General features: G+C 62.2%; 12 protein-coding genes. 2 read left to right on the top strand and 10 right to left on the bottom strand.

All coding sequences use genetic code 11. The annotated features are described in order from the left end of the window. Window positions 1-64 precede the first annotated feature (64 nt). The 10 genes from GS_RS16175 to GS_RS16130 all read right to left on the bottom strand — a co-directional run bounded on the left by GS_RS16175 (window position 65) and on the right by GS_RS16130 (window position 18,771). On the bottom strand, window positions 65-1,795 hold the full coding sequence (locus tag GS_RS16175) for a cytochrome c3 family protein (protein ID WP_010943843.1): 1,731 nt from the start codon (window positions 1,793-1,795) through the stop codon (window positions 65-67). Between the two features lie 11 nt (window positions 1,796-1,806). Next, window positions 1,807-2,904 carry a 6-bladed beta-propeller gene (locus tag GS_RS16170; protein ID WP_010943842.1) on the bottom strand — a complete coding sequence of 366 codons (1,098 nt, stop codon included), beginning with the start codon at window positions 2,902-2,904 and terminating at the stop codon, window positions 1,807-1,809. A 24-nt stretch (window positions 2,905-2,928) separates the two neighbouring features. Next, the gene (locus tag GS_RS16165) at window positions 2,929-4,896 is read right to left on the bottom strand and encodes a hypothetical protein (RefSeq protein ID WP_235044927.1); all 1,968 of its coding nucleotides are present in this window, start codon (window positions 4,894-4,896) and stop codon (window positions 2,929-2,931) included. Between the two features lie 75 nt (window positions 4,897-4,971). After that, a complete protein-coding gene (locus GS_RS16160) occupies window positions 4,972-5,559 on the bottom strand; it encodes a cytochrome c3 family protein (RefSeq protein ID WP_010943840.1) in 588 nt (195 codons plus the stop codon). A 21-nt stretch (window positions 5,560-5,580) separates the two neighbouring features. Beyond that, the gene (locus tag GS_RS16155) at window positions 5,581-6,819 is read right to left on the bottom strand and encodes an SBBP repeat-containing protein (RefSeq protein WP_010943839.1); all 1,239 of its coding nucleotides are present in this window, start codon (window positions 6,817-6,819) and stop codon (window positions 5,581-5,583) included. A 148-nt stretch (window positions 6,820-6,967) separates the two neighbouring features. Next, complete coding sequence (locus GS_RS16150; protein WP_232008929.1) at window positions 6,968-7,753, bottom strand: cytochrome c3 family protein; 786 nt, start codon at window positions 7,751-7,753, stop codon at window positions 6,968-6,970. Between the two features lie 403 nt (window positions 7,754-8,156). After that, window positions 8,157-14,249 (bottom strand): CARDB domain-containing protein, encoded by a 6,093-nt coding sequence (locus GS_RS16145; protein ID WP_010943837.1) that lies wholly within the window; start codon window positions 14,247-14,249, stop codon window positions 8,157-8,159. Window positions 14,250-14,632: 383 nt separating this feature from the next. Further along, window positions 14,633-16,075 carry a cytochrome c3 family protein gene (locus tag GS_RS16140; protein WP_010943836.1) on the bottom strand — a complete coding sequence of 481 codons (1,443 nt, stop codon included), beginning with the start codon at window positions 16,073-16,075 and terminating at the stop codon, window positions 14,633-14,635. Between the two features lie 9 nt (window positions 16,076-16,084). Continuing rightward, the gene (locus GS_RS16135) at window positions 16,085-17,590 is read right to left on the bottom strand and encodes a sigma-54-dependent transcriptional regulator (protein ID WP_010943835.1); all 1,506 of its coding nucleotides are present in this window, start codon (window positions 17,588-17,590) and stop codon (window positions 16,085-16,087) included. A gap of 2 nt (window positions 17,591-17,592) precedes the next feature. After that, a complete protein-coding gene (locus GS_RS16130) occupies window positions 17,593-18,771 on the bottom strand; it encodes a PilZ domain-containing protein (protein WP_144011898.1) in 1,179 nt (392 codons plus the stop codon). A gap of 506 nt (window positions 18,772-19,277) precedes the next feature. On the opposite strand from GS_RS16130, the gene GS_RS16125 reads away from it, so the two are divergent. Next, window positions 19,278-19,916 (top strand): cytochrome c, encoded by a 639-nt coding sequence (locus GS_RS16125; protein WP_010943832.1) that lies wholly within the window; start codon window positions 19,278-19,280, stop codon window positions 19,914-19,916. Window positions 19,917-20,051: 135 nt separating this feature from the next. Continuing rightward, window positions 20,052-21,068 (top strand): GTPase ObgE, encoded by a 1,017-nt coding sequence (obgE, locus tag GS_RS16120; RefSeq protein WP_010943831.1) that lies wholly within the window; start codon window positions 20,052-20,054, stop codon window positions 21,066-21,068. Window positions 21,069-21,074 lie beyond the last annotated feature (6 nt).

Raw genomic sequence — 21,074 nt, 5'->3', positions numbered from 1 at the left:
CCCTATGTTTCTGGGGGGTACGGGGGAAATCCCCCAGAACCGCCGGGCGATTCTGGGGGGTATCTCAGTAGGTTCTCGGGTTGGCCGAGTGGCAACTCACGGTGCAGCTGCGACCCGGAGAGTCATAGCTGCCGGTGGTGACGAAGCGGGTATCGAAGTTGATCAGGTGGCTGTTTGCAGCCGTGGTGCCCCCCAGAACCAGGGGAACGCCATGGGGGTCGTGGCAGACTGAGCAGGGTACCTGATGGTTGACCAGGTGGGACTGGTGGAGCGGAAACGCCGATCGGCCCGGGTCCAGCAGAATCGTCTGGTCATGGCAACGGAAGCAGAGGGAGTAGTTGCTCTCGGCATAGGCGAGGGGATAGGTGTCGTGCTCGTAGCGGTCCATCAGGATTGGCTGGTAATCGGAGCCGTGGGGTCCGGATGCGCCGCTCCCCCCCACCTTGCTGCCCTTGTTGCTCGAATGGCAATCGGTGCAGTAGATGAGGCTTGAGATGGAGAGGGTCCGAGCGGGCCTGAACCCGACGATTTCAAAGCGCAGGCTTGGCACGCTCATCCCTTTGCCCGGCGCCGATACCGGGTGATACGAGGGGTTTTCCTGGGCAAAGCGGAGGCTCTGGTCACCGGTCTGGACCCTGCGGGGCACGGCCGGGGGCACGAAACTCCGGTCGCCGTGGCATTTGTAGCAGATGGCATATTCGCTGTCGGCGTAAGTCTTGATGCCGTCGGGCGACTTGGCGATGGTAACCCCTACGAGCCGGCCGTTCAGCGTCGGCGGCGAAGCAAGAGGTGTTGATTCATGACGGGTGATGCAGGGATTGTGGCAATCGACGCACTCCACGTGCGGCTGTGACGGCTCGAAGTCGAGGGGGTTCTCGTCGGCGTCGTGCCTGCCGGAAAGAACGAGCCGGCCGGTCTGATGAGCTTTGCCGAAGACCGATGCGGAGCGGATGTCGGTCCCGGATGTTTCCACCGTGCCGGTTCCGTTGTGGCAGGTGAGGACGCAGGTCTCCTGCACATTGGCTCCCTTCAGCAGCCGTGCCGGCTGATCGGCCCGGTGGACCTGGTGACAGCTTTCGCAGGGATCGCCCGGCAGGTAGTGGGCGCCCTCCGTGAGCCCGGCGCGGCTGTGGCAGGCGGTGCAGAGGGCCGAGTAATTGTTGTTGTCGAGCACCAGGAATTTCCCCGATTTCTGCGGATGATCAGCCGGAGGGTAGCGGTCCTTGTGGGGATCGTGGCAGCTGGTGCATTCGATTCTGCCGTCTTCGAGCGAGATTTCGGGCGGCAGTTCGGCCGGCAGCCGGAGCACGGCGGCGACCGAGATGGATCCGGCATAGGGAAAGGAAATGGGATGGTCGTCGGAGAGATCAGTGGACAGGTTCGAGCGCACATTCGTGGGCAGGGTCGGCAGCCCCGCGATCATCTTGCCCCCCGAGAGCATGCCGGGGGCGATGGTGCCGTCATGACACCCCAGGCAAAGACGGGATGCGCCGGTAGGCTGGCCCGGTTTCTGGATTGCCTTGAGGGTCGACGAGTCGTAGGGGGTGTAGAGCGCGCTGGACAACTCGCGGCTCCAGAGGGGGGTTATGCTCGTGGCGTGGTGGGGCGTATGGCAGAAAATGCAGACCCGCTCTTCGGTGGAGGCGCGGGTCGCACCGGTGAGCCCCGGGCCGCTTACGGACAGGTTGTGGCGGTTGTGAGAATCGGTCACGCTCAGGGAGGGAGAGAGGGCCGCCGCCGGGGCCGCCGTTCCCAGGAAGAAGACCAGTGCCGTTATCATGGGTCGTGCTGCCATGGTGTCCACCTTTAGTCGGGGGTGTGGGGGTCCTGCCCCCAGGGCTCTTCCTTCAGGTAGCGGAAGACCTGTACCCGCTGGTTATACGTATCGGAGACATAGATCATGTCATTGGCGATATGGATGCCGGAAGGCATCCAGAACTGGCCGGGGAGGCTTCCCTTGTCGCCGAAGGCCAGGAGCAGCCGGCCCGTCTCGTCGAAGATCTGAACCATGTCCTGCTGGCTGTCGCAGACGTAGATATGCCCTTCGCTGTCCACTGCGACCCCCTTGGGGCGGGTGAAGCGACCGGGAGTATCCCCGGCCTCGCCGAAGCTTCCCGCCGGCTTCCCGTCTGCCGTGAAGATTTGAATCCGGCTGTTGAGGGAGTCGGTTACCAGAAGGCGTCCATCGGCCATCACGGCCAGGTCGGTGGGGAAGTTGAAGGCGCCGGGCTCCATGCCGCTCCCGCCAATGCGCAGGGTTTCCTTGCCCGCCGAATCGAAGGCTACGATCCGGTGGGCGCCGGTTTCCGCCACGTACAGCAGGCCCGTTACCGGGTTGAAGGCGATGCCGGTGGGGCGGTGAAGCGGGCGGAGGTCCAGCGCGACGAAAGAGTCGCCGTCGTCGGAAAAGCGGTGGATCAGGCCGGTGCCGGAGTCGGTTACATAGATCGCTCCCCGGCTGTCCCGGGCTATCCCGATGGGTGAGACCATCGGGGTCTTGCCTTCCTCCGGCAGCAGCCGATAGGTCCCTCGCTTCAGATCAATCAGGTGCACTCGCCCGGCGCCCGAATCGACCAAGGCGAAGATCTGTTCATCGGCCAGAATTCCGTGGGGACGAATGAATCGCTCCTCCTTCTCGCCCAGTACGAACCGCGCGATCCTGCCCCAGAACCCGGGAGATACCCCGAGCCCCTTCTGGTTATAGACTTCGCGCACCCACTCGATGCGCGGCTGGAGCGGCGGTCCCGGCCAGACCAGCCGTTGCTCCGGTTCGTTCGGTGTTACGGCCGTAATGGTCGTGCAGGCGGCCAGGATGCTCGCCACGGCCAGGACCAGGCAGTGCCTGGCCGCGGTCGCAAGCCGGCGTGCAGGGGATGTGCCGCGTGCCGGGACTGATTGCTCCATGTGTGCTCCTTTTCGTCCGCTCGGTTAGAACGACCTGCTGATCTGCAGCCTGATGGCAGTGCTGCGGTTCGTGTTCTGGGGCAAAAACTTCCAGGCCAGCTCCGAGAAGAGGGACAGTTCGGTTCGTCCGAACTGGGCATTGAGCTCGACCGAAGCACTCACTTCATCGCTGGGAGAACGTCCCCGCACCATCAGGTAGTCCCCGATCAGGCGCATGGTCGCCCAGTTGGTGACCGGACGGAGGTATTCCCCCGTCAGGTTGAGGGTATTGGTGTAGCTGGACTCCGTGCGGTCATCCCCGTTGTCATGAAGGGTATAGCGCTCCCGAAGGTTCAGTCGCACCAGGTCCCGGCCGAAGGAGCGCACGTAGCGCGAGTAGCCCTCGAAGGTCTGGCTCGGGTTGATGTCCGAATCGATGCGGAGGTACGAAGCACCGTAACTCAGGAACTCCCGACGGCTTTCAAACCCCAGGTTGAGAGTCCGGTAGTCGCTGAGCTGAGGGGACCCGGCCCCGCGGTTTTCCAGGACGTCCTGGCTGCTGTCGGTGATTCGCACGAACAAGCGGTGCCGCTCCTGAAAGAGCGACAGGGTAGCGTAGCCGGTATAGACGCTCTGGCTATAGGTGATGGAGGGGGCAATCCGGTATTCGTAATCGATGGAGAGGATGCTTCCCGCGGTGATCGGAAACGGGCCGACCGTGGGGATCTGCGGAAAGACGATCCGGGTCTCGCGGCCATCGGTCACAACCTGGTAATCGGTGCCGGGGGTGTAGATGAACGTCCGTTCCCGGTTGCGGACGACGATGCTGTCGGGGTTAACGTCCAATTGTCCCATCACAAGTTCGTAGGGGGGAAGGTCCGGCACCGTGGTCTGTTCATTGATTACCGGCAGGGCATCGGCGCCCAGTTTGTTGTCGGTGATCCCGTAATTGTAGCCCACCCCCACCAGCAGGCTGCTCTCTTCGGGCAGCTTTTTTTCATAGTCGATGGTTCCTCCGCCACCGATCTCGGTGATGGAGCCGTTGTTGTCGAAGGTGGTGTTCTTGCCCCGCAGGTCGAGGCGGGTAGTGAGGCTCTTATAGAGGCGATGCTGAATCCAGCCGACCCCGCTGTCCTCCACCGTTTTTCTGTCGGCAAAGGTGCGGTCGCGGTGAATGTAGATTGCGTGGGTTTGGAGCGCCTTGCCCACCCACCAGTCGAGACTTTCGTTCAACTCCAGGGTGTGATTCCGGACCGTGCCGGTCTCGTCGACGTAGCTGGCGAGGGTGTTGAGGGTGCGGGTGAGATCGGTGGTCCCCAGATTGAGCAGATGCTTGAACACGACGCTGCGCGTGTCCGAAGAGGTTGTCGTTGCCTCTCCCTTGGTGACGGTGTCACTCTTGTTGAGGGACAGCGACAGCGTTGCGTTGGACAGGCTCCGGTAGTTGTGGGAGAACGACAGAAGAAAGGCTTCGATGGTGTTCTCCGTGTCGGCTCCTGCCCCCGACGTAGCGTTCGAGCGGAGACTGTAGTTGAACAGGGTGGGTACGTAGTTGTTCTGGAGGCTCAGGGTCGCGCCGACGCCGTCGGTCTTGATGTCGTAGGAGGGAGTGAATGCCTGGCGCACCCTGTTGTACTGCTGATAGGTAAAGAAGGTGACCGGATACCAACTGCGCTGGAACCAGGTGCCGTTTACGTTGTACTCCAATTGATGGCTCGAACCGTCGGAGGCGGAACGGTTGGTGGTTTCTTCGTTTTCCTGTTCGAGGTTGGCGCCGACCCTGACGGAACCGTTCAACAATCGCGGAGAGAGGACAGCATAGCGGAACGCGGCCCGATAACGCTCGTCGAAGCGGTGGGACGTGGAGTCAAGGCTGGTTCCCCCGTCGCTTTGGCTCGACTGCTGATCGAATTCATACCCCAGGCTGATGTTCTGGGTCAGCTTGCCGAAGCGCAACAGCGTCAGCCGTGCCGCGTCGGCCGGGCAGGGGAAGGACAGCACGAGCAGCACCATGAGCGCGGCGGCAATGCGTATGCCACCGCCTATCGGGCCCCTCGCTGCATTTCCCCATAGTTCCATGGCCGGTGCCTAGCGCAGCAGATAGCGGGCGTCGCTGGCATGGGGGTCATGGCACTCGACGCAGGCGATCTTGCTGTCCTTCAGGCGGTCGTGCATCCGGTTGGTAAGCCGTTCTTCCGTGTGGCAGCGGCCGCATATCTGGTCCCGCGGCGCTCCGAGCAGGTCCGGGTTCGGCGCGGCGTGGGGGAGATGGCAGGCGAGGCAATCACCCACGGCTGCAGGCCCATGCTGGAATGCGCCCTTGAGGAAACCGGGATGGCACTTGAAGCAGAGTTCCTGCTTGGGCACCACCAACCCGCCGCTCTTGTCCTTGTCGGAGCCGTGACAGTCAGCGCAGCGTTTCTCGCCGTAGGGCAGGTGGGTGGACCCCTTGGGTCCTTCCTCCTTGACCTCCACTTTGGCCAGTCCCAACTGTTCCTGGTGATACTGCCGGGCGAAGTCGACGCAGTACTCGTCAGTGGGCGGCAGCGTCGGCACCCCGTCGAAGATGGTGGACAGGGTCTTGTGGCGCACCACGGGGTCGCAGGCGGTCAGGCAGAGTGCAAGGGCACCCAGCCCCACCCGCAACAGCCATATCACAGCAACAGACCTTCTCATGCCGATGCGCGCCTCATCAGGCTACTTCGCGGCGGGTTCCGCAGCCTTGGGTTCGGCCTGGCCAGCCTTCTTCCCCTCCTGGGCCTCCTTTTCGCGGGCTTTCCGTGCACGCTCTTCCAGTTCCTTGCGGATTTTCTCGTACTCCTGCTCGTAATCGATCCCTTCGCGTTTGCCGTACCCGTACACGGCCACCTTGTTCGCTTTCCCCCCCTGGTTGGTGACGAACACCACGCCGTCCAGCTTGAAGGAAGAGTCCGCCATTTTCTGGAAGTACTCCAGGTTGGCCGTGGAATAGGCGATCCCTGCCGGGAGATTCAGTGATGCGGTGCTATCCTTGCCCGCGTCGCCGTAGAAGAGGAGCAGGCGTCCCGTATCCGAAAAGAGCTGAACGTTCTGATGTCCGCCGTCAACCACGTGGATCAGTCCGGTGGGATCCACCGCGATTCCCTTGGGGCGGGCGAACTGGCCGAAGCCATCACCCATCTGGCCGAAGGAGAGCAGCAGGTTGCCGTCCCGGTCGAATTTGAGGACTCTGCCGCTGACCCCGTTGGTGGCATAGAGAAACCCCTTGGAGTCCATGGCCAGGTTGATGGGCATGGCGAGCCGCTCGAAGGGGCCGCCCGCTGTGCCGAAACTTTCGAGATACTGGCCGCTCTTGACGTTGAACACTTTGATATCGCTGCTTTTGATGTCGAGCACGAAGGCCCGGTCGCCGCTAACGACCACATCCACGGGCTTCATGTCCCGGTCCCCGCCGATGGCCTTGAGGAAATCGCCTTCCGGCGTGAATACCACCACCTCTCTCCGGCCCGCGTCGGCCACGTAGATGAAGCCGTCCTTGTCCACGGCCACGTTGGCCGGAGTGGTCAGCTTGCCAGGTCCGGCAGCCCCCTTGAGCAGCTCGAATTTTTTGCCCGGCAGGTCGATGACGACGATCTGGGCGGTTCCCACATCGCTCACGTAGAGCTTGCCGCCGGCCTCGGTAATGCCGTACGGCTTCACGATGTAGCGGATCTTTTCGCGTTGCTCGGCCAATCCCCCGAAGAGGGAAAACGATGAATCCTTCCCTTCCACATCGGTCGAGTTGGCAATCCCCATCAGGTACTGGAGCCGGGGCAGGTTGGGAGGCGGCGGAAAAAAGGTCTTTCCCGCAGTGCCGGTTTTACCGGCACATCCGCTGATCCAGAGCAGCGAACAGAGCAGGAACAGCCGGGCAGCTTGTGTGAAAGGACGGTGGGCTACGGCGAAACGCGGCTTCATGAAAACCTCCTCGGAATAGGGTGGAGGATGATAACCAGTTGTAAATTCGTATTATTACGGTTTTTATATGATTGTGTTGGTGAAAAGGCCGCTGCCCGACAAGGCAGCGGCCTTTTCTGTTGCAACAGTAGTGCCGGAATAGTGCCGGTTACTTTTTGTGGCAGGTGAGGCAGATCTGGGAGCCGGCCTGCTTGTTAATGAGGAGGTAGTCCTCAGGGTTCTCGTTGTTGTGTACGTCGTGGCAGCTGGCGCAGGTCATGATGTTCTTGCTGCCGTTGTTGTACATAAGATCGGAGATCTTCCGGTCATGGGTACCGGCATAGTTAACGCCCGTACCGGCCAGGGTCACGGAGAACTGGGTGTTGGCAGCCTTGATGCCGGAGCCGAGGGTGCCGTTCCCTTTGTCGGTCGAGGCAACCGCATCGTAATCGAACCCGATCGGGTGATCGTTGGTGAGGCCTTCACCGAAAGCGAGGTCGCCGACGCTGATCTCGTTCCAGTTGTCACCCACGGCGGCGGAGCCGTTGCCCGCAGCCGGAGCGGTTCCATAGTGCTGGCTTACGGCGATGACGCCGTCATGGCAGCTCATGCAGAGACGGCTGGGACCGACGAGCGGGTCGGACTGCATGTTGTCGACAGAACCGCCGTCAAAGGTCCGGGATGCATAGGGAGTATAGGTTTCTTCGTTCACCTGGTGGGACCAGAGCGGGTTGTACTCGGCAATGGCGCCGCTGACGATGGCATGGTGCGGGGTGTGGCAGTAGGCACAGACCCGGCCGTACTCGTCACCGTTGGTTACCACGTTGTTGATGTTGTGCGGCGAGTTGGACACGCCGGTTCCCGGGGTGTAGGTCTGCTTGGCGAGGGCCACGCCGGCCAAGGCGCCTGCGGAAAGGGCGGCGGCGCAGACTACGGTAAGAATTCTGTTTTTCATGATGTTCATTCCTTTCTCTGCCTTAAATTGAATTACAGTGCTCAGCTCTCTTTCCCCTTCTTCGTTCATTCGAATCTGTTGCCCGCATGTAATGAATTGGTGCCCTTCCCCCAAAGGACCCCGCTTGGCAGGCTTTGTCAGATATATAGCAACGCCGGTGCCATTTATGGTGATGAATTTATATTTTTAAATATTTGGTTTAATAATTTGAAATTATTGCTTTATTTGAATGTCATGAAATGGGCCGTTTGCTCTTCGTAAATACCGATGGCTTTCCGGTCGGGGGATTTCCACCACCTTTGAGGGTGGGCGGGTGAAATCACTCAGGGGCACCAGACTCTCTGGGGGGGACGCAAAAGAGCCCGACCGGGGCCGGGCTCTTTTGCGTTCAGGATAAGGGTTGTTAGGGTACAGTCACCGCAATGGCGCGCGGTTGAGAGGTATTGTTGGTTTCATCCGCCTCTGCCACTGCATTGGCAGGGTCTGCAACGGCAATCAGGTAGTAGGTTGCCGGCTCCATGTCCGCGGGCAGTTTCACCGACTTGCCGACAGTGGCGCCGCCGCCCGGGCCCAGTGAAGGTATGGTGGATACTCCCAGATAGATGTCGTCTGGCGAGACAGTCTCGTCGGTTGACAGGTAATAGTTAACGAGCGAGTAAGGAGAGCCGCCGGCACGGGTTGTGACGATCACCTGGGCGGAGATCGTTTCGCCGGCACTGGCCGTAGCCGGCGCGGTCAGCGCCGAGACCGCGAGGTCGGCGCCAACCAGGTCGATGGGGGCCGCAGCCGATGCGTTGTTGCTCTCGTCGGTCTCGGGGATCAGGTTGCCACCGTCGACGATGGCACCCAGGTAGTAGCGTCCGCCCTCCAGATCATTGGGGAGCTTGAGGGTGGTAGTCACCGTGTTCGCGCCATCGATGTCCAGGCCGGATACGAAGCGGGTCCCCAGGTAGGCATCTGAGCGGGTTATGACGGCATCGCGCGACAGGTAGAAGGTGACATCGAAGCCCGGCACTGCGCCGCCGGCGCTCTTCACGGCATTGGCGACTCCGATGGTCGCCCCCGCGAGGGCGGCGGCCGGCCCGCTCAGTGCCTCGACCGTCAGATCCCTTCCGGTGACGGTGAGCTGCACGGTTCGGGTGTTGTCAGCCTCGTTGGCCTCCCTGACCGTGTTGTAGGGGTCGCTCACGGCGCCGAGGTAGTAGGTCCCGGGCAGGATGTCCGCTGGAACCTTCAGGCCGGTTGCGGCGTTGTTGGCCCCCCCCGCGGGCAGGGCTGAGACGGTGCGGCCTCCGAGATAGCGGTCGGCCGCGGTGATGATGCTGTCGGTCGACAGGTAGAACTCCATGTACGATGAGGGCGCCGAGCCTGCCGTAGTGGCAAGGGCGTTGACCACGGCGATGGTTTCGCCGGGCTTGGCCGAGGCCGGTGCCGAGAGAGACGCTAGTGCCAGTTCGGCACCCGTTACCTCCACGGCGACTGCCTGGTCTGTCCCGGTCGAGTTGTTGGTCTCCGTTTCCTCTTTCACGTAATTGTAGGGGTCCACGATGGCGCCCACGTAATAGCGGCCCGTGAAGACGTAATTCGGAATCGTCACCGTGGCCGTTGCGGTGCTCGCTCCGGCCACAGCCAGGCTGCTCACCGTGCGGCGGCCAAGGTACACGTCGCCGGTAGTAATGGTCTGGTCTGAGGAAAGGTAGAAGTCGACCGTAAAACTTCCGGATCCGCCCTGGGTCGAAAATGCCCGGCTGGAAATGGTGAGGGGGACCCCTGACAGGGCGCTGCCGGGGAGGCTCAGGCCGTCTACCTGGAGATCGGGGCCGATGATGTGCAGGGGGATGCCCAGGGAGTTGTCGTTCTCGTTCGCCTCTGCAATGACGTTGCCGGGGTCTGCGATGGCACCGATGTAATAGTCTCCCCCGGTCAGGTAGCGGGGGATCGTCAGGATTGTGGTCGCCGTGCTGCTTCCCCCCGCGGGGAGGGACGCGGTGCGGTAGCCGAGGTAAATGTCGGAGGTGGTGATTGCCGGGTCGGTGGAGAGATAGAACTCTACCCGGTGGGTGGGTGCGGCGCCGGCCATGCTCCTGATGGTGCTGGCCAGGCTGACGGTGCCCGCCGTGTAAGCCGTGTCGGAGGCGGAAGTAAGGGATTCCACGACAAGCTCGGGACCGTTAACCGTAATGGCACGGCCGGCAGAGGCGTTGTTGGTTTCATTGATTTCGGTAATCACTCCATAGGCGTCGGCAATGGCACCGAGATACCAGGTGTCGCTGGTCAGCGTCGTGGGAAGCGTCACGGTGGCAGTGACGGTCTGTGCGCCTGCGGCGCCGAAGGAGCCGACCGCCTTGGTGGCCAGATACGTATCGGCGCTGGTTATGACCGGATCACGCGAGACGAAGAATTGGACCGCGGATGCCGCCGCCGGCATGGTGGCGGCAACCGTTGCCGTAATGGTGACCGGTTGACCGGTGGTGCCGGAGGCTGGCGCGGTCACACCCTGAACGGTCAGGTCAAGGCCGTCCGCCAGGATCTCGACCTGATTGCCGGCCAGGGCGTTATTGCCCTCGTCGGATTCTGCGATCATCCCGAGATCGTCGACCACGGCGCCCACATACCATGTCCCCGCGGCAACGATGTCCGTTATGGGAACTGGTATGCTCACCGGCGCCGATGCCCCGGGTTCCAGGGATGCAATGACGCCGCTCCCCAAAAACATGTCGGAGGTGGTGATGGCGGTGTCGGACGAGAGATAGACGCCGACGCGCACGCCGGTTGCTGCATAGTGACCCGTATTGGCGACGGTTGCGGTGGCGGAGGCGGTCGAGCCCCGGACAATGCTGGCCGGCATCGTTACCGTAGTCACGGATAGTTCTGCCGTGCCGATGGTAAGAGGCTGCCCGGTTGCCCGATTATTGTTTTCGTCCGCCTCTGCCACCTCACCCAAGGCGTCGACGACCGCGATAATGTTCAGGGTGCCCGACTGGATGCCTGGCGGGAGGACGCCGCTGATGCCGACCGTGGTTGACGCGCCGGGAGACAGAGCGGCGGCGGGGGCGGTACCGATCAGGATATCGTCGCCGGAGAGGTTCGTGTCGACCGAAAGCCAGGCAGCGACTGTTGAAACGGGTGCGCTGGCGGCTCCGTCGTTGCGCACCGACAGGCTCGTCGAAATGGTGCCTCCCGGCGACATGAGGGTTGTGTTGCTCACCGTCAGCGGTACCAGATCGGGGCGGCCCACCGTAACCGGATTGCCGGTCAGGGAGTTGTTGTCCTCCCGGGCTTCGGCCACCTGGTCGGCGGGGTCGACGGTTGCGACGATGAAGTAAACTCCTGGTACGACTTCCGGAGGCAAGCTGGCGGTGAAGGAAACTGCGCCGCTTTGGCCCGCCGGGATGGGTGAGATCGGGATACTGCCGAGGGGGATGCCGGCGGCAGCCCCGCCGCGGGAGAGGTAAAAGGCAACCTCCGCCGACGGGGCATCCGCGGTGCCTTCGTTCCGCACCGTCCCGTCCACCCTGATGGCCGAGCTTGGCAGGAGGTTCGTGGTAGAGACGACCGACGTCACGAGCAGATCAAAGGGGGGCAGGGTCCTGTTGACCGTCAGGGTTTGCCCGGCCGGGTTGTTGAGCGTATCCGTCGCGATTACGGTAATGGTGTTGCTGCCGGGCACCAGGGAGGCGGTGGCCTCGTAGTAGCCATCGGTGGCGCGCCAGACGGCTGGTTGGCCGTTGACCGTCACCCGGTCGATTCCGGCCGGATCGGTGGCGGTGCCGAAGACCCTGACCGTCGGGAGATAGGTCTCGTTGTTTTCCGCCGAGCAAAAGACCTCCAGGGACGGCGGGAGGCTGGCGGTGCGGAAGGTATAGTTGTTGCCGCCATTGGTATCCGTGGAGACGTTGCCGGCGGCGTCGGATGAGGTGACGGAAAAGAAATAGTCCTGTCCTTCCGACAGACCTGAGAGTGCCAGGAGATGGTTCGAGACAAAGGCTCCGTCGATGACACTGAGACCCAGGGAGCCGTCAGAGCCGTAGCTGACCTTCGAGTCTGCGGGTTCGTCGGTGGTCCAGGCTACGGTCGCCGAGGTTTCGGAGAGCTGGGCTCCGACGCCAACCGCCGAGATCGTCGGCGGCACGCTGTCGACAATCCGGGCCGACACGCTCACGAGGCGGGGATAGCCGCTCAGGTTGATTTCATCGGTATAGCGGGCGCTGATCGTCTCGCCATGGCGCGCTTCCAGCGCACCGTTGTCATGGATGGCGGTGCCGCCGAGTGCGATCCGGCAGGTGCCGGTGAAGGTCCCGGTATTGGGGCCGGTTTCGGTGAGGACCACCTGCTCCGGGTTGCTCTCGGTCTCGCCGAGCAGGTCCACCGTCATGGTCTCGATCGCTGAGGCATCGCGGTTGATATCCCGGTCGGTCACCATGACCGACACCTGTCCCGGCGCCTCCAGGGTGCCGTTAGTGCTGTTGGTCAGGGCGATCCGGCCGTCCGAGGTGACCCCGGTGACCCCGGTCATTACCAGAGCGAAGGGCTGGGGACCCACCGGAATGCTGGCGCCGATCACCTTGACCAGGTAGGTGCCGGCCACGGGCCGCTTGATGACCACCTGCTCTTCAACGTTGACCCTGTCGGAGAAACCGCCGGTCCGTGATTCATAGTCGCCGTGGGAACAGTTCAGATCATTGCCCAGGTAGGTCGTTCCGTCCGGTGCGACAACCACCAGATTCAGGTCATTGGTGAGAGGGGACGTGGCACCGGGTGCCGCCGGGGCGTCGGTCCAGGCCAGTGTGATCTTGAGCCTTCTGCCGCCGGGGGAGAAGTAGAGCCGCTGCCAGACGCCGTCGGTTTCCAGCCCTGTACCCCCGTCGACTACTTCCAGGGAGTGGCTGTCACCGTTGAAAAAGAGGGTGTTGATCAGTTTGGGGCGCCCCCAGCCGCCCCTCTTCGAGGGGCACGAGTCGCCGGGGTCGTCCGAGAGGAGCGCTTCGGCGCTGTTCACGAGGACTGCCTTCAGCAGTGCTGCCGAGGGCTGCAGCTTGTTGGTGGCGACAGGGCTGCCGGTGGGGAAGAAGCCGTCGGTAAAGTACTGGCGGATGAGCGCGGCTGCTCCCGAGGTGACCGCCGCTGCCACCGAGGTGCCCGACATGGCCATGGTGCCGCTGTTGCCGCTGCCGAGAAGGCCGTCGGAGCGAGCCGAGACCACACCCTGGCCCGGAGCGCCCACCGACGGATTGGCACGGCCATCCGGAGCCTGGCCGACACTGCTTTCGGCGCTGACCGTGGCGGCATCGGTTCCGTTGCCGGTTGCCACTACGCTGGTGGCGTTCTTGGCTATGGCCGGACTGGTTGCCGTCTGCTCCGCCGGGCCGCCGTTGCCGTTGGCGAACACGGCCAGGAAATCTTTGTGCCGCCAGGAAAAGTCGTCAAGGGCCGCGGCGAGGGCGTCGTAGTTCCCGCTATCGACCCCCCAACTACCGTTGAAAATCCGGGCTCCGCTGTCATAGGCTTTTTTCAGCACGGTTTCCAGTTCCAGGCTGCCGGTCAGCGTGCCGTCGGTGCCGACCAGGTCCTGGACGTGGATGCGCGCGCCGGGTGCAATGCCGTTGCCGGGCATGCCGGGCCCCCGGTCGCCGCAGATGGTCCCGGCGATGTGGGTGCCGTGGCCGTCGGCCACATCGTGGTTGTCTCCCAGAGTGGCGTCGTACCCCACGATCTTGCGGTGTCCCGGCCCGGGAAGAGCGCCGTTCGGATCGGCGAACCAGGGCATGTCGTAGTCGACCCCCGAGTCGGCGATACCGACGATCTGCCCCGCGCCGGTAATTCCCTTCTCCCAGATCGTACGATTATCGACCTCATTGGTCTGTACCACCCAGGCAGCATCGCTGTTGTGCAGCCGCAACTCCCCGACCTCGCCGATCCAGGCTGTCTCCTCCTGCTGGGCAAGGGGGGCGAGCAGCTCCTCCGGTACCTCCACGGTAATGGTGCGTGCACCCACGTTCAGTATCCGGCCATTTCCCCGCAGGGTGGCGGCAATGACCGCTGCCCGGTCGGCGGGGTCGTCCACCCGGAGCACCTTCCGGATCCGGATCTCGGACGTCGGTGCCGCCGTCAGGTCCTTCCGCGCCGTGCCCACCAGTTTGTCGGCCGGTGCAAATCGGGTGATGTCCTCGACGAATGAGAGAAGGGCAACTCTTTTGGCCGCCTTGTCGTCCATGAGCGCAACAAACGCATTCGTGGGCATGTAATCGCCGATACGGCAGCCGAGCGCCTCCAACTGCCGTCGCTGCTCAGGCCGGACCGGACCGTTGAACTGGACGAGCCATCGCTTTCGTATTGCCTTGTCTGCCGACCCGGATTCTTTGGGGGCCGGCCGCTGTCTCTTGCCGGTCTCCGCGCTATAGCCGCTGCCCGTGACCTGTCGGGGCTCCGCCTGGACCAACAGCATGGCGAGCATCCCCACGGTCGCCAGCGACGCGATACATCGCCTCAGTTTCATCACCTGCCCCCTTCGTCCATCACAGTGGCCTTCACTGGGTGCCGCATGCAGCAGGTGCCTGTTCCCGACCGGAGTAGCGTACAGCACTGCATGCGTCATTGCGTGAAAGTTTTAATTAAATTAGATATTCGAATATGCAGTAAATATGCCCCAGTTGCGGCGGGCGGCAGGGTTACGGCAGGTGGCGGCTTTCAAGTGCCCGTGTTATCTGGCTTAAGCCGAGGGCGGAAAAAGTGTAAACGGATCTCGCGGTGGCATGCGACAGGGCAATACGGGGCAATTCACGCAGAGCGGTGCGGGGAGGCTGAGGCAAATCGCCCAGCCCAGCCCCTTGTCTGGGGGGCCGGGCTGGCGCGGAGTCAGTCCGACGGCGGGAGAGAAACCTATTTCGTTTGGCCGGAAGGAGCGGCGTCGCTGGTCGGGGGTGGTGTCTGGGGGACCTCTTTCGTCGCGTCTTTAGGGGCTTCTTTCTGGGGCGTGTAGGAAACCGGCTTTTCACGGTCGTAGGACAACTGCCGGTGACAGCCGGGGGCGCAGCTCCCGCCCGTGGCCGTGGTCTTGAATCGGGTCGGGATCTTCCATTTGCCGAACACGGCCCCATCGGCGCCGATCAGCTTCCGGCCGTTGACGGCGTGGGCGTCGTGGCAGGCCCGGCAGGTCCTTCCCTTGCGCTTGTCGCTCACGTGGAGGTAATGGAGGTTCTGCTTGCCGTTGCGGAAGTTGGTATAGAGCGTGGTGTCGGGATACTTGAGCATGCTCTTGTCGTGACACGAAAAGCAGAGGTCGTAGAGCCCTTCCTTGTACGGCACGTAGAAGGGAGCCGGGTAGCTCTTGACCAGCATGCGGAAATTGTCGCTGCCGTGGGGCGAGTGGCAGGCGGCGCAGGCACCATCGTTGATAGGGCCGTGTAGCTGGGATTTTTTGTCCAGGGCTTTTTTCATGTTTACCAGCGGCAGTCCCGAATACTCCCGGAATACTTTGCTTGAGTGGAGGCCGTCCTGACCGTGGCATCCGAGGCAGAGATTCTTCTGGTCCACGGCGAGCAGCCCCTTGGCCGGGGAGAAGTGGGCCGAGTGGCAGCTGCCGCAGCTCTTGGCCTGGCTGATGGGCTTGTGGGGCACCTTGACGTTCGGGACCTTGGTGGCCATGGCCGAATGGCAGCCATAGCAGAGGTCGGGCATCTTTTCCTTAAGTACGAACTGGCTTGCCGAGCTGTGCGGGTTATGGCACGAGGTGCAGGCATCGTTGCTCACCGGCGGGTGGACCCGGGGTGCCTTAGCCATGGTCTGGGCGAAGTCATTATGGCAGGAGAGGCAGAGTTGTCGGGATTGCTCCTTGAGGAGCTTTTTCTCCGTGGAGCTGTGGTGGGTGTGACAGCTCGTACAGTCGCCGACCGCTGCCGGCCCGTGCTGATAGTGGCGCCGGAACTCGCCCTCGTCGTGACAGCCGGTGCAGAACGCCGTCTGGTCCTCGCCCATGTCAAGGAGCTTGGGGCCGGAAGCCCCGTGATAGCGGTGACAGGCGGTGCAGTCGCCGTCCCTGACCGGCCCGTGGACCACGGGGCCCATGGCCAGCTTGTCATGGCAGAGGTAGCAGAGGTCGACTCCTTTCGCCTTCAGCTCGAACGCCTTCAGTCCCGGATAGGGATGCATCTCTTCCTTCTGAACGTGGCAGGAAAGACATTTCCCCTCCTTGACCGGCGCGTGGAGGTTCTTCAGGTCCTGCAGGAACGGGTGGCACCCCTTGATGGTGCAGGTGAGCGCCAGGGCTGTTCCTGGCAGAGACAGGGCCAGCAGGATGGTTATGGCAAAAAGCAGGCGGAACATGGTCCCCTCTCAGAGCGTGCGCCACGTGGTGGTCGGCCGTTCAGTCCGTCTGGGCACGCCCAGTTCCCCCTCCTTGTCGTCACCGGCGTCGTCTTGCCAGCCGCTTTCCGAGAGGCCGAACTTTTTCATCCGGTAACGCAGCGTGTCGCGGGTCATTTTGAGGTACTGGGCGGCCTTGGTCTGGTTGCCGCCGGTCCGCTCCAGGGCCAGGATGATGAGCTGTTTTTCTACCTCTTCGATGGAGAGCCCGTCGGAGGGGAGCCGGATGGAAAGGGTCCCCGGCGCATCGCTGGCGATCGAGCCAGCCGGGACCGGTGAAGATTCGGCGGCCCCTCCACCGTACTGGAAATCGTCGGTAAAACAGCCAAGGCTGAGGGTTCTGGACGGCTCCAGCATCATTGCCCGTTCAACGGAGTTGCGCAATTCGCGCACGTTGCCCGGCCAGTTGTGCCCGGTCAGCGTGGCCAGCGCGTCATCGCTGATCCCCTCCACCGAGCGGCCGTACTCGTCGTTGAGCCGCCGGATGAAATAGCTTACCAGGGTCGGGATATCCTCGCTCCGCTCTCTGAGCGGAGGCAGGCGGATGTTCATGACGTTCAGGCGGAAGAAGAGGTCGCCCCTGAACCCGCCGTCTGCCACCATCTTGGGCAGGTTCTGGTTGGTGGCGGCGATGATCCGTACGTCGGCCTCCACGTCGTCTTCCCCCCCCAGGCGCCGGAACCGCTTGGTCTCCATTACTTTCAAAAGCTTGGCCTGCATCTGCAGCGGCATGTCGCCGATTTCATCCAGGAAGACCGTTCCCCCCTCGGCCAGCTCGAAAATACCCTTCTGCTTGCGGGACGCATCGGTGAAGGCGCCCTTTTCATGACCGAACAGCTCGTTTTCCAGAAGGTTTTCCGGGATTGCGGCACAGTTGACTTCGATGAAGGGCCGGTCCGAGCGGGCACTGTGCAGATGGACGGCGCGGGCCACCAGCTCTTTGCCGGTACCGCTCTCACCGGTTATCAGGACTGTCTTTGCATCGGTGCGGGAACAAACGTTGATCAGCTTGAATACCTCCACCATTTTGGAGGAACGCCCCACCAGCTGGTCGAAATCTCCCTTCTTGCGTCGTTCGCGCCTGAAGATATCCACCTCTTTTTTGAGCTTCATCCGCTCCAGGGCCTTGTCAACCACGTGACGCAGGGTTTCCAGGCAGAACGGCTTGCCGAAAAAGTCGTCGGCGCCGCGCTGGAAGGCTGTCACCGCCTCGTCCGCGTTGGAGTTGGCGGTAATCATGATGACCGTAACGTCCTCGTTCTCTTCCTTGACCCGGGCGAGGATCTCAAGTCCGCTCATGTCGGGAAGACTGATGTCGAGCAATACGACCTCGGGGCGGAAATTCTGGAACTTCTGGAGCGCCTCGGTCCCCGATGCGGCCGTGGCAACGCTGTGCCCCGCCTTTTCGAGCATGGTGGAAATGGACCACGAGATGAGCTTTTCATCGTCGACTACCAGAATCCGGTGACTGTTCATTGTCAGCATACCTCGCTCTGATAACGGGGCAGCTCGACCACGAAGATTGAGCCGCTCGCTTGACTGCTGGCCACGTAAAGAAATCCCTCGTGCTGGTCAATAACCTGGTGGGCAAAGGGGAGTCCGTTGCCGCAACAGGCTCCGCTCACGGCAGGAAACAGGGTCAGCGCCCGATCGAAAGAAAACGGCGCCGTGCCCGTCCCCCCATCGCTGATCAGAACGCTCACGTGTTCGTTAATGCAGTTGGCGCCCTTCTCGCACGCGCATTCCGGGCAGTCGCACCGGGGAGTTCCCGAGCAGAACTGCACCGTGAGCATGCCACGGCTCATGGTGTCAGCCGCGCTTTCGAACAGGGCGGCGAATGCCTGGGTCAACAGTACCTCATCGGCTTGAATAATGGGGAGATCGGCACCCGGATGCAGCCGTATCTCGATGTCCTTGCTCTGCAGCACTTCCTTCACCGTCTCCAGTGCCCGTTCCACAACCGGCTCAAGTTTGGTCGAGCTGAACAGGGGGAGACTCGGCCGGTGGTAGCGGGCCAGGGTGTCGGCCAGTTTGTCAAGGGCTGCTATCTCTTCGAAAATGTCGCGGTAGATGCCGTCGGGAACGGAGGGGGGGAGCGTCTCTTCCGAGAGGATCTGAAGCGCGCCGGACACACCGGCGAGTCGGTCCTTGATCGCGGGAGCCAAGCGCGAGGCCACGTCCCGCAGAAATGCCATCCGTTCGGTGCGCTGGCGGTGCTGCTGGACAACGGTGTCACGATCTACGCAGGGCACGTCGCAGCAGACCGGGGGCATCTCGGGGTGCCGGCGGAGTTCCGGTTTCCGCTGCTCGTCGCACCGCAGCTGGGAGCCGGTCAGATAGTCGCGGATCAGGTAGGCTGATTCGCGGGGGACGTTGCGGAAATTGATGGCTGCGTACTGGATGGCGGCGCCTAGAGTGGTTGGTGCCGGTTCCGTGCGGACCACAACCCCTTCGCATTCGACCCCCTCCGCATCTCCCTCCGCAAAGGGTACTCCCACGATCACCATGACCCGGTCATTGATGTCGACCCCCCGGGGAACCGGGCAGAATACACCGTGAGAAGAAATGTTGAGTGACATGGAGCGGAAACTCTCCATGGTGTCACCGCAGATCCACAGGGGGACCTTCCGGTCGTACCGCGCGGCTCGTCTGCGCATGATGCTCGGCCTTGTCATTGCCACCCCCTTCCCTCAACGTCCTGTTGCGGGTGGTTTCAGTGCCGGTCGGTGCCGGCCATGTGTCCATTAAATAGCCTGTGTTAGTCTTTTGTTATGATGCTTTAACCTCATACAACAAAAAACAGCAGTAAAGAGCAAGCATAAAATTATTTATCCGAACATAACGAATCTTAATAATAAGGAATTCCGAATAGTTTGAAATATTAATTAGAATTTTTTATACAAAATGTTCACAAATTGCACAATTTGTCCGGCCATTCCGAGATGCTGAAAAACAGGGGCTCTGGGGGCTGTTGTTTCTGTTCTCGGATCAGCTGTTCAATCGTTGAACAGTAATATGTGAAATGACGAGGTCGAGGGGAGGAGTGGTCAGGGTTTTAAATTGTAATGATTTCAAATTGTTAAAACAAAATTTGCAGTAATTAAAGAATCGGCACTCCCCTTGTAATGTGGTCCATTGCAGGCATTTCACGGAGGAGTCCCCCATGGTCTGGTCGAGCGGAACACTACGTCACCTGGTCAGTCTGATTTCAGCCTTCGCGCTGGTTGCTGCCGGTTCCATTGCTGCCGAGGCTGCTATCAGCCGGGGCGTCTGCACCTTCTCGACCCAACTGGTCGACCCCGAGATGCGGGCCGGCTATATCGGCATGGTTGCCACGGCTGCCGATGCCTCTTACTCCACCCGGACGGCAGCGGTTGACGCCGTTGAAGACGAGAGCGAGGGTTTCGCCATTTTCGGAACTCTGCTCGACGCCGGCTACCATGAGCCGGTCGCCTCCCGTACCGATACCATCACCACTGCCTGTCTCGGCTGCCACGATGGTGTCAGCGCGCCGCCGGTGGAGGCGGCACAGCGGATAACTCGCGTGTCGACCGGCGGGTTCACGGCCCAGAGCGTTCAGACCGCTTCCCCCATGAAAACCCATCCCATGGGGATGAATTATGCCCAGGTCGCCGCATCGGGACGCGGCTTCAGGGACCCGGCCCTGGTGGAACAGTCGCTCATGCTCTTTGACGGCACCGTAAGTTGCCTTACCTGCCACAACATGCTCAATCCTCGCCCCATGCATCTGGCGGTGGAGGATTACCGCAGCGCCCTCTGTCTCACCTGTCACGTCAAGTAGGTCAGATCGAACACGCCACGGGGACCGACTCCCCACTCCTTTCCATCGGCAGCCGACGCTGCCGATTTTTTTTGCCCGCCACCTGACGAATTCTGCTATAGTCTCTGTTTCATTTCACGCATTTCACGGGAAGCCATGCAGTTTATCGATGAAGTAAAAATACACGTTCAGTCGGGTCACGGCGGCGCCGGCTGCGTCTCTTTCCGCCGGGAAAAGTTCATTCCCTTCGGCGGCCCCAACGGTGGCGACGGCGGTCGGGGCGGCGACGTTATCTTCCGGGTCGACTCGAACCTGTCCACCCTGCTGGACCTGCGCTACCGGCCCCACCTGAAGGCCGGCTCCGGCAAGAACGGCATGGGCAAGGACCGCCACGGCGCCGGCGGTGAGGACCTGGTCATTCCTGTCCCGCCGGGTACCATCATCAAGGATGCGGAAACCGGCGAGATCCTGGCCGACCTGGTGACGGCCGGTGAGGAAATCGTCTTGCTCAAGGGGGGACGGGGCGGCCAGGGCAACGCGCGGTTCGCCACCTCCACCAACCGGGCGCCCAAGTTCGCCCAGCCGGGCGAGCCCGAGGAGCAGCGGTGGCTGAGGCTGGAGCTGAAACTCCTGGCCGATGTGGGGCTTCTGGGTTTCCCTAACGTGGGGAAATCTTCGTTCATCACGCGTGTTTCGGCGGCCCGACCCAAGATCGCCGATTACCCGTTCACCACCCTGAAGCCGAACCTGGGGGTGGTTCCTTACAAGAACTACCGTTCCTTTGTCATCGCCGACATTCCGGGGATCATCGAAGGGGCCTCCGAGGGGGCGGGACTCGGCCATCGCTTCCTCAAGCACGTTGAACGGACCACCGTGCTGCTCCACGTGCTCGACCTCTCGTGGATGCCCGACCGCGATCCCATTCGCGAGTACGAGGCCCTCAACCGGGAATTGGCCCTCTTCAGTCCCGAGCTGGCCGACAAGCGCCAGATCGTGGTGGTCAACAAGATGGATCTCCCGGCGGTGAGAGAGAATCTGCCTGCGGTGCTCCCCTGGTTCCGGGAGCGGGGCCTTGCGGTCTTTCCCCTCTCTGCCGCAACCGGCGAGGGGATTTCCCCTTTGCTCGACGAAATCGCCCGCTCCCTCTGGGGCAAGGACGAGGAGGAGTGGTAGACGGCG

This window comes from Geobacter sulfurreducens PCA, from assembly GCF_000007985.2.
GTDB lineage: Bacteria > Desulfobacterota > Desulfuromonadia > Geobacterales > Geobacteraceae > Geobacter > Geobacter sulfurreducens.
The sequence above is the reverse complement of the archived record's forward strand: the minus strand, read 5'-3'. Positions and strand labels throughout refer to the sequence as shown.

Coding starts and splice junctions, on each gene's coding strand:
- GS_RS16135 (WP_010943835.1), bottom strand. CDS start 17,590: ATGAACAGTCACCGGATTCTGGTAGTCGACGATGAAAAGCTCATCTCG.
- GS_RS16160 (WP_010943840.1), bottom strand. CDS start 5,559: ATGAGAAGGTCTGTTGCTGTGATATGGCTGTTGCGGGTGGGGCTGGGT.
- GS_RS16125 (WP_010943832.1), top strand. CDS start 19,278: ATGGTCTGGTCGAGCGGAACACTACGTCACCTGGTCAGTCTGATTTCA.
- GS_RS16150 (WP_232008929.1), bottom strand. CDS start 7,753: ATGAAAAACAGAATTCTTACCGTAGTCTGCGCCGCCGCCCTTTCCGCA.
- GS_RS16155 (WP_010943839.1), bottom strand. CDS start 6,819: ATGAAGCCGCGTTTCGCCGTAGCCCACCGTCCTTTCACACAAGCTGCC.
- GS_RS16140 (WP_010943836.1), bottom strand. CDS start 16,075: ATGTTCCGCCTGCTTTTTGCCATAACCATCCTGCTGGCCCTGTCTCTG.
- GS_RS16175 (WP_010943843.1), bottom strand. CDS start 1,795: ATGGCAGCACGACCCATGATAACGGCACTGGTCTTCTTCCTGGGAACG.
- GS_RS16170 (WP_010943842.1), bottom strand. CDS start 2,904: ATGGAGCAATCAGTCCCGGCACGCGGCACATCCCCTGCACGCCGGCTT.
- GS_RS16165 (WP_235044927.1), bottom strand. CDS start 4,896: ATGGTGCTGCTCGTGCTGTCCTTCCCCTGCCCGGCCGACGCGGCACGG.
- obgE (WP_010943831.1), top strand. CDS start 20,052: ATGCAGTTTATCGATGAAGTAAAAATACACGTTCAGTCGGGTCACGGC.
- GS_RS16130 (WP_144011898.1), bottom strand. CDS start 18,771: ATGCGCAGACGAGCCGCGCGGTACGACCGGAAGGTCCCCCTGTGGATC.
- GS_RS16145 (WP_010943837.1), bottom strand. CDS start 14,249: ATGAAACTGAGGCGATGTATCGCGTCGCTGGCGACCGTGGGGATGCTC.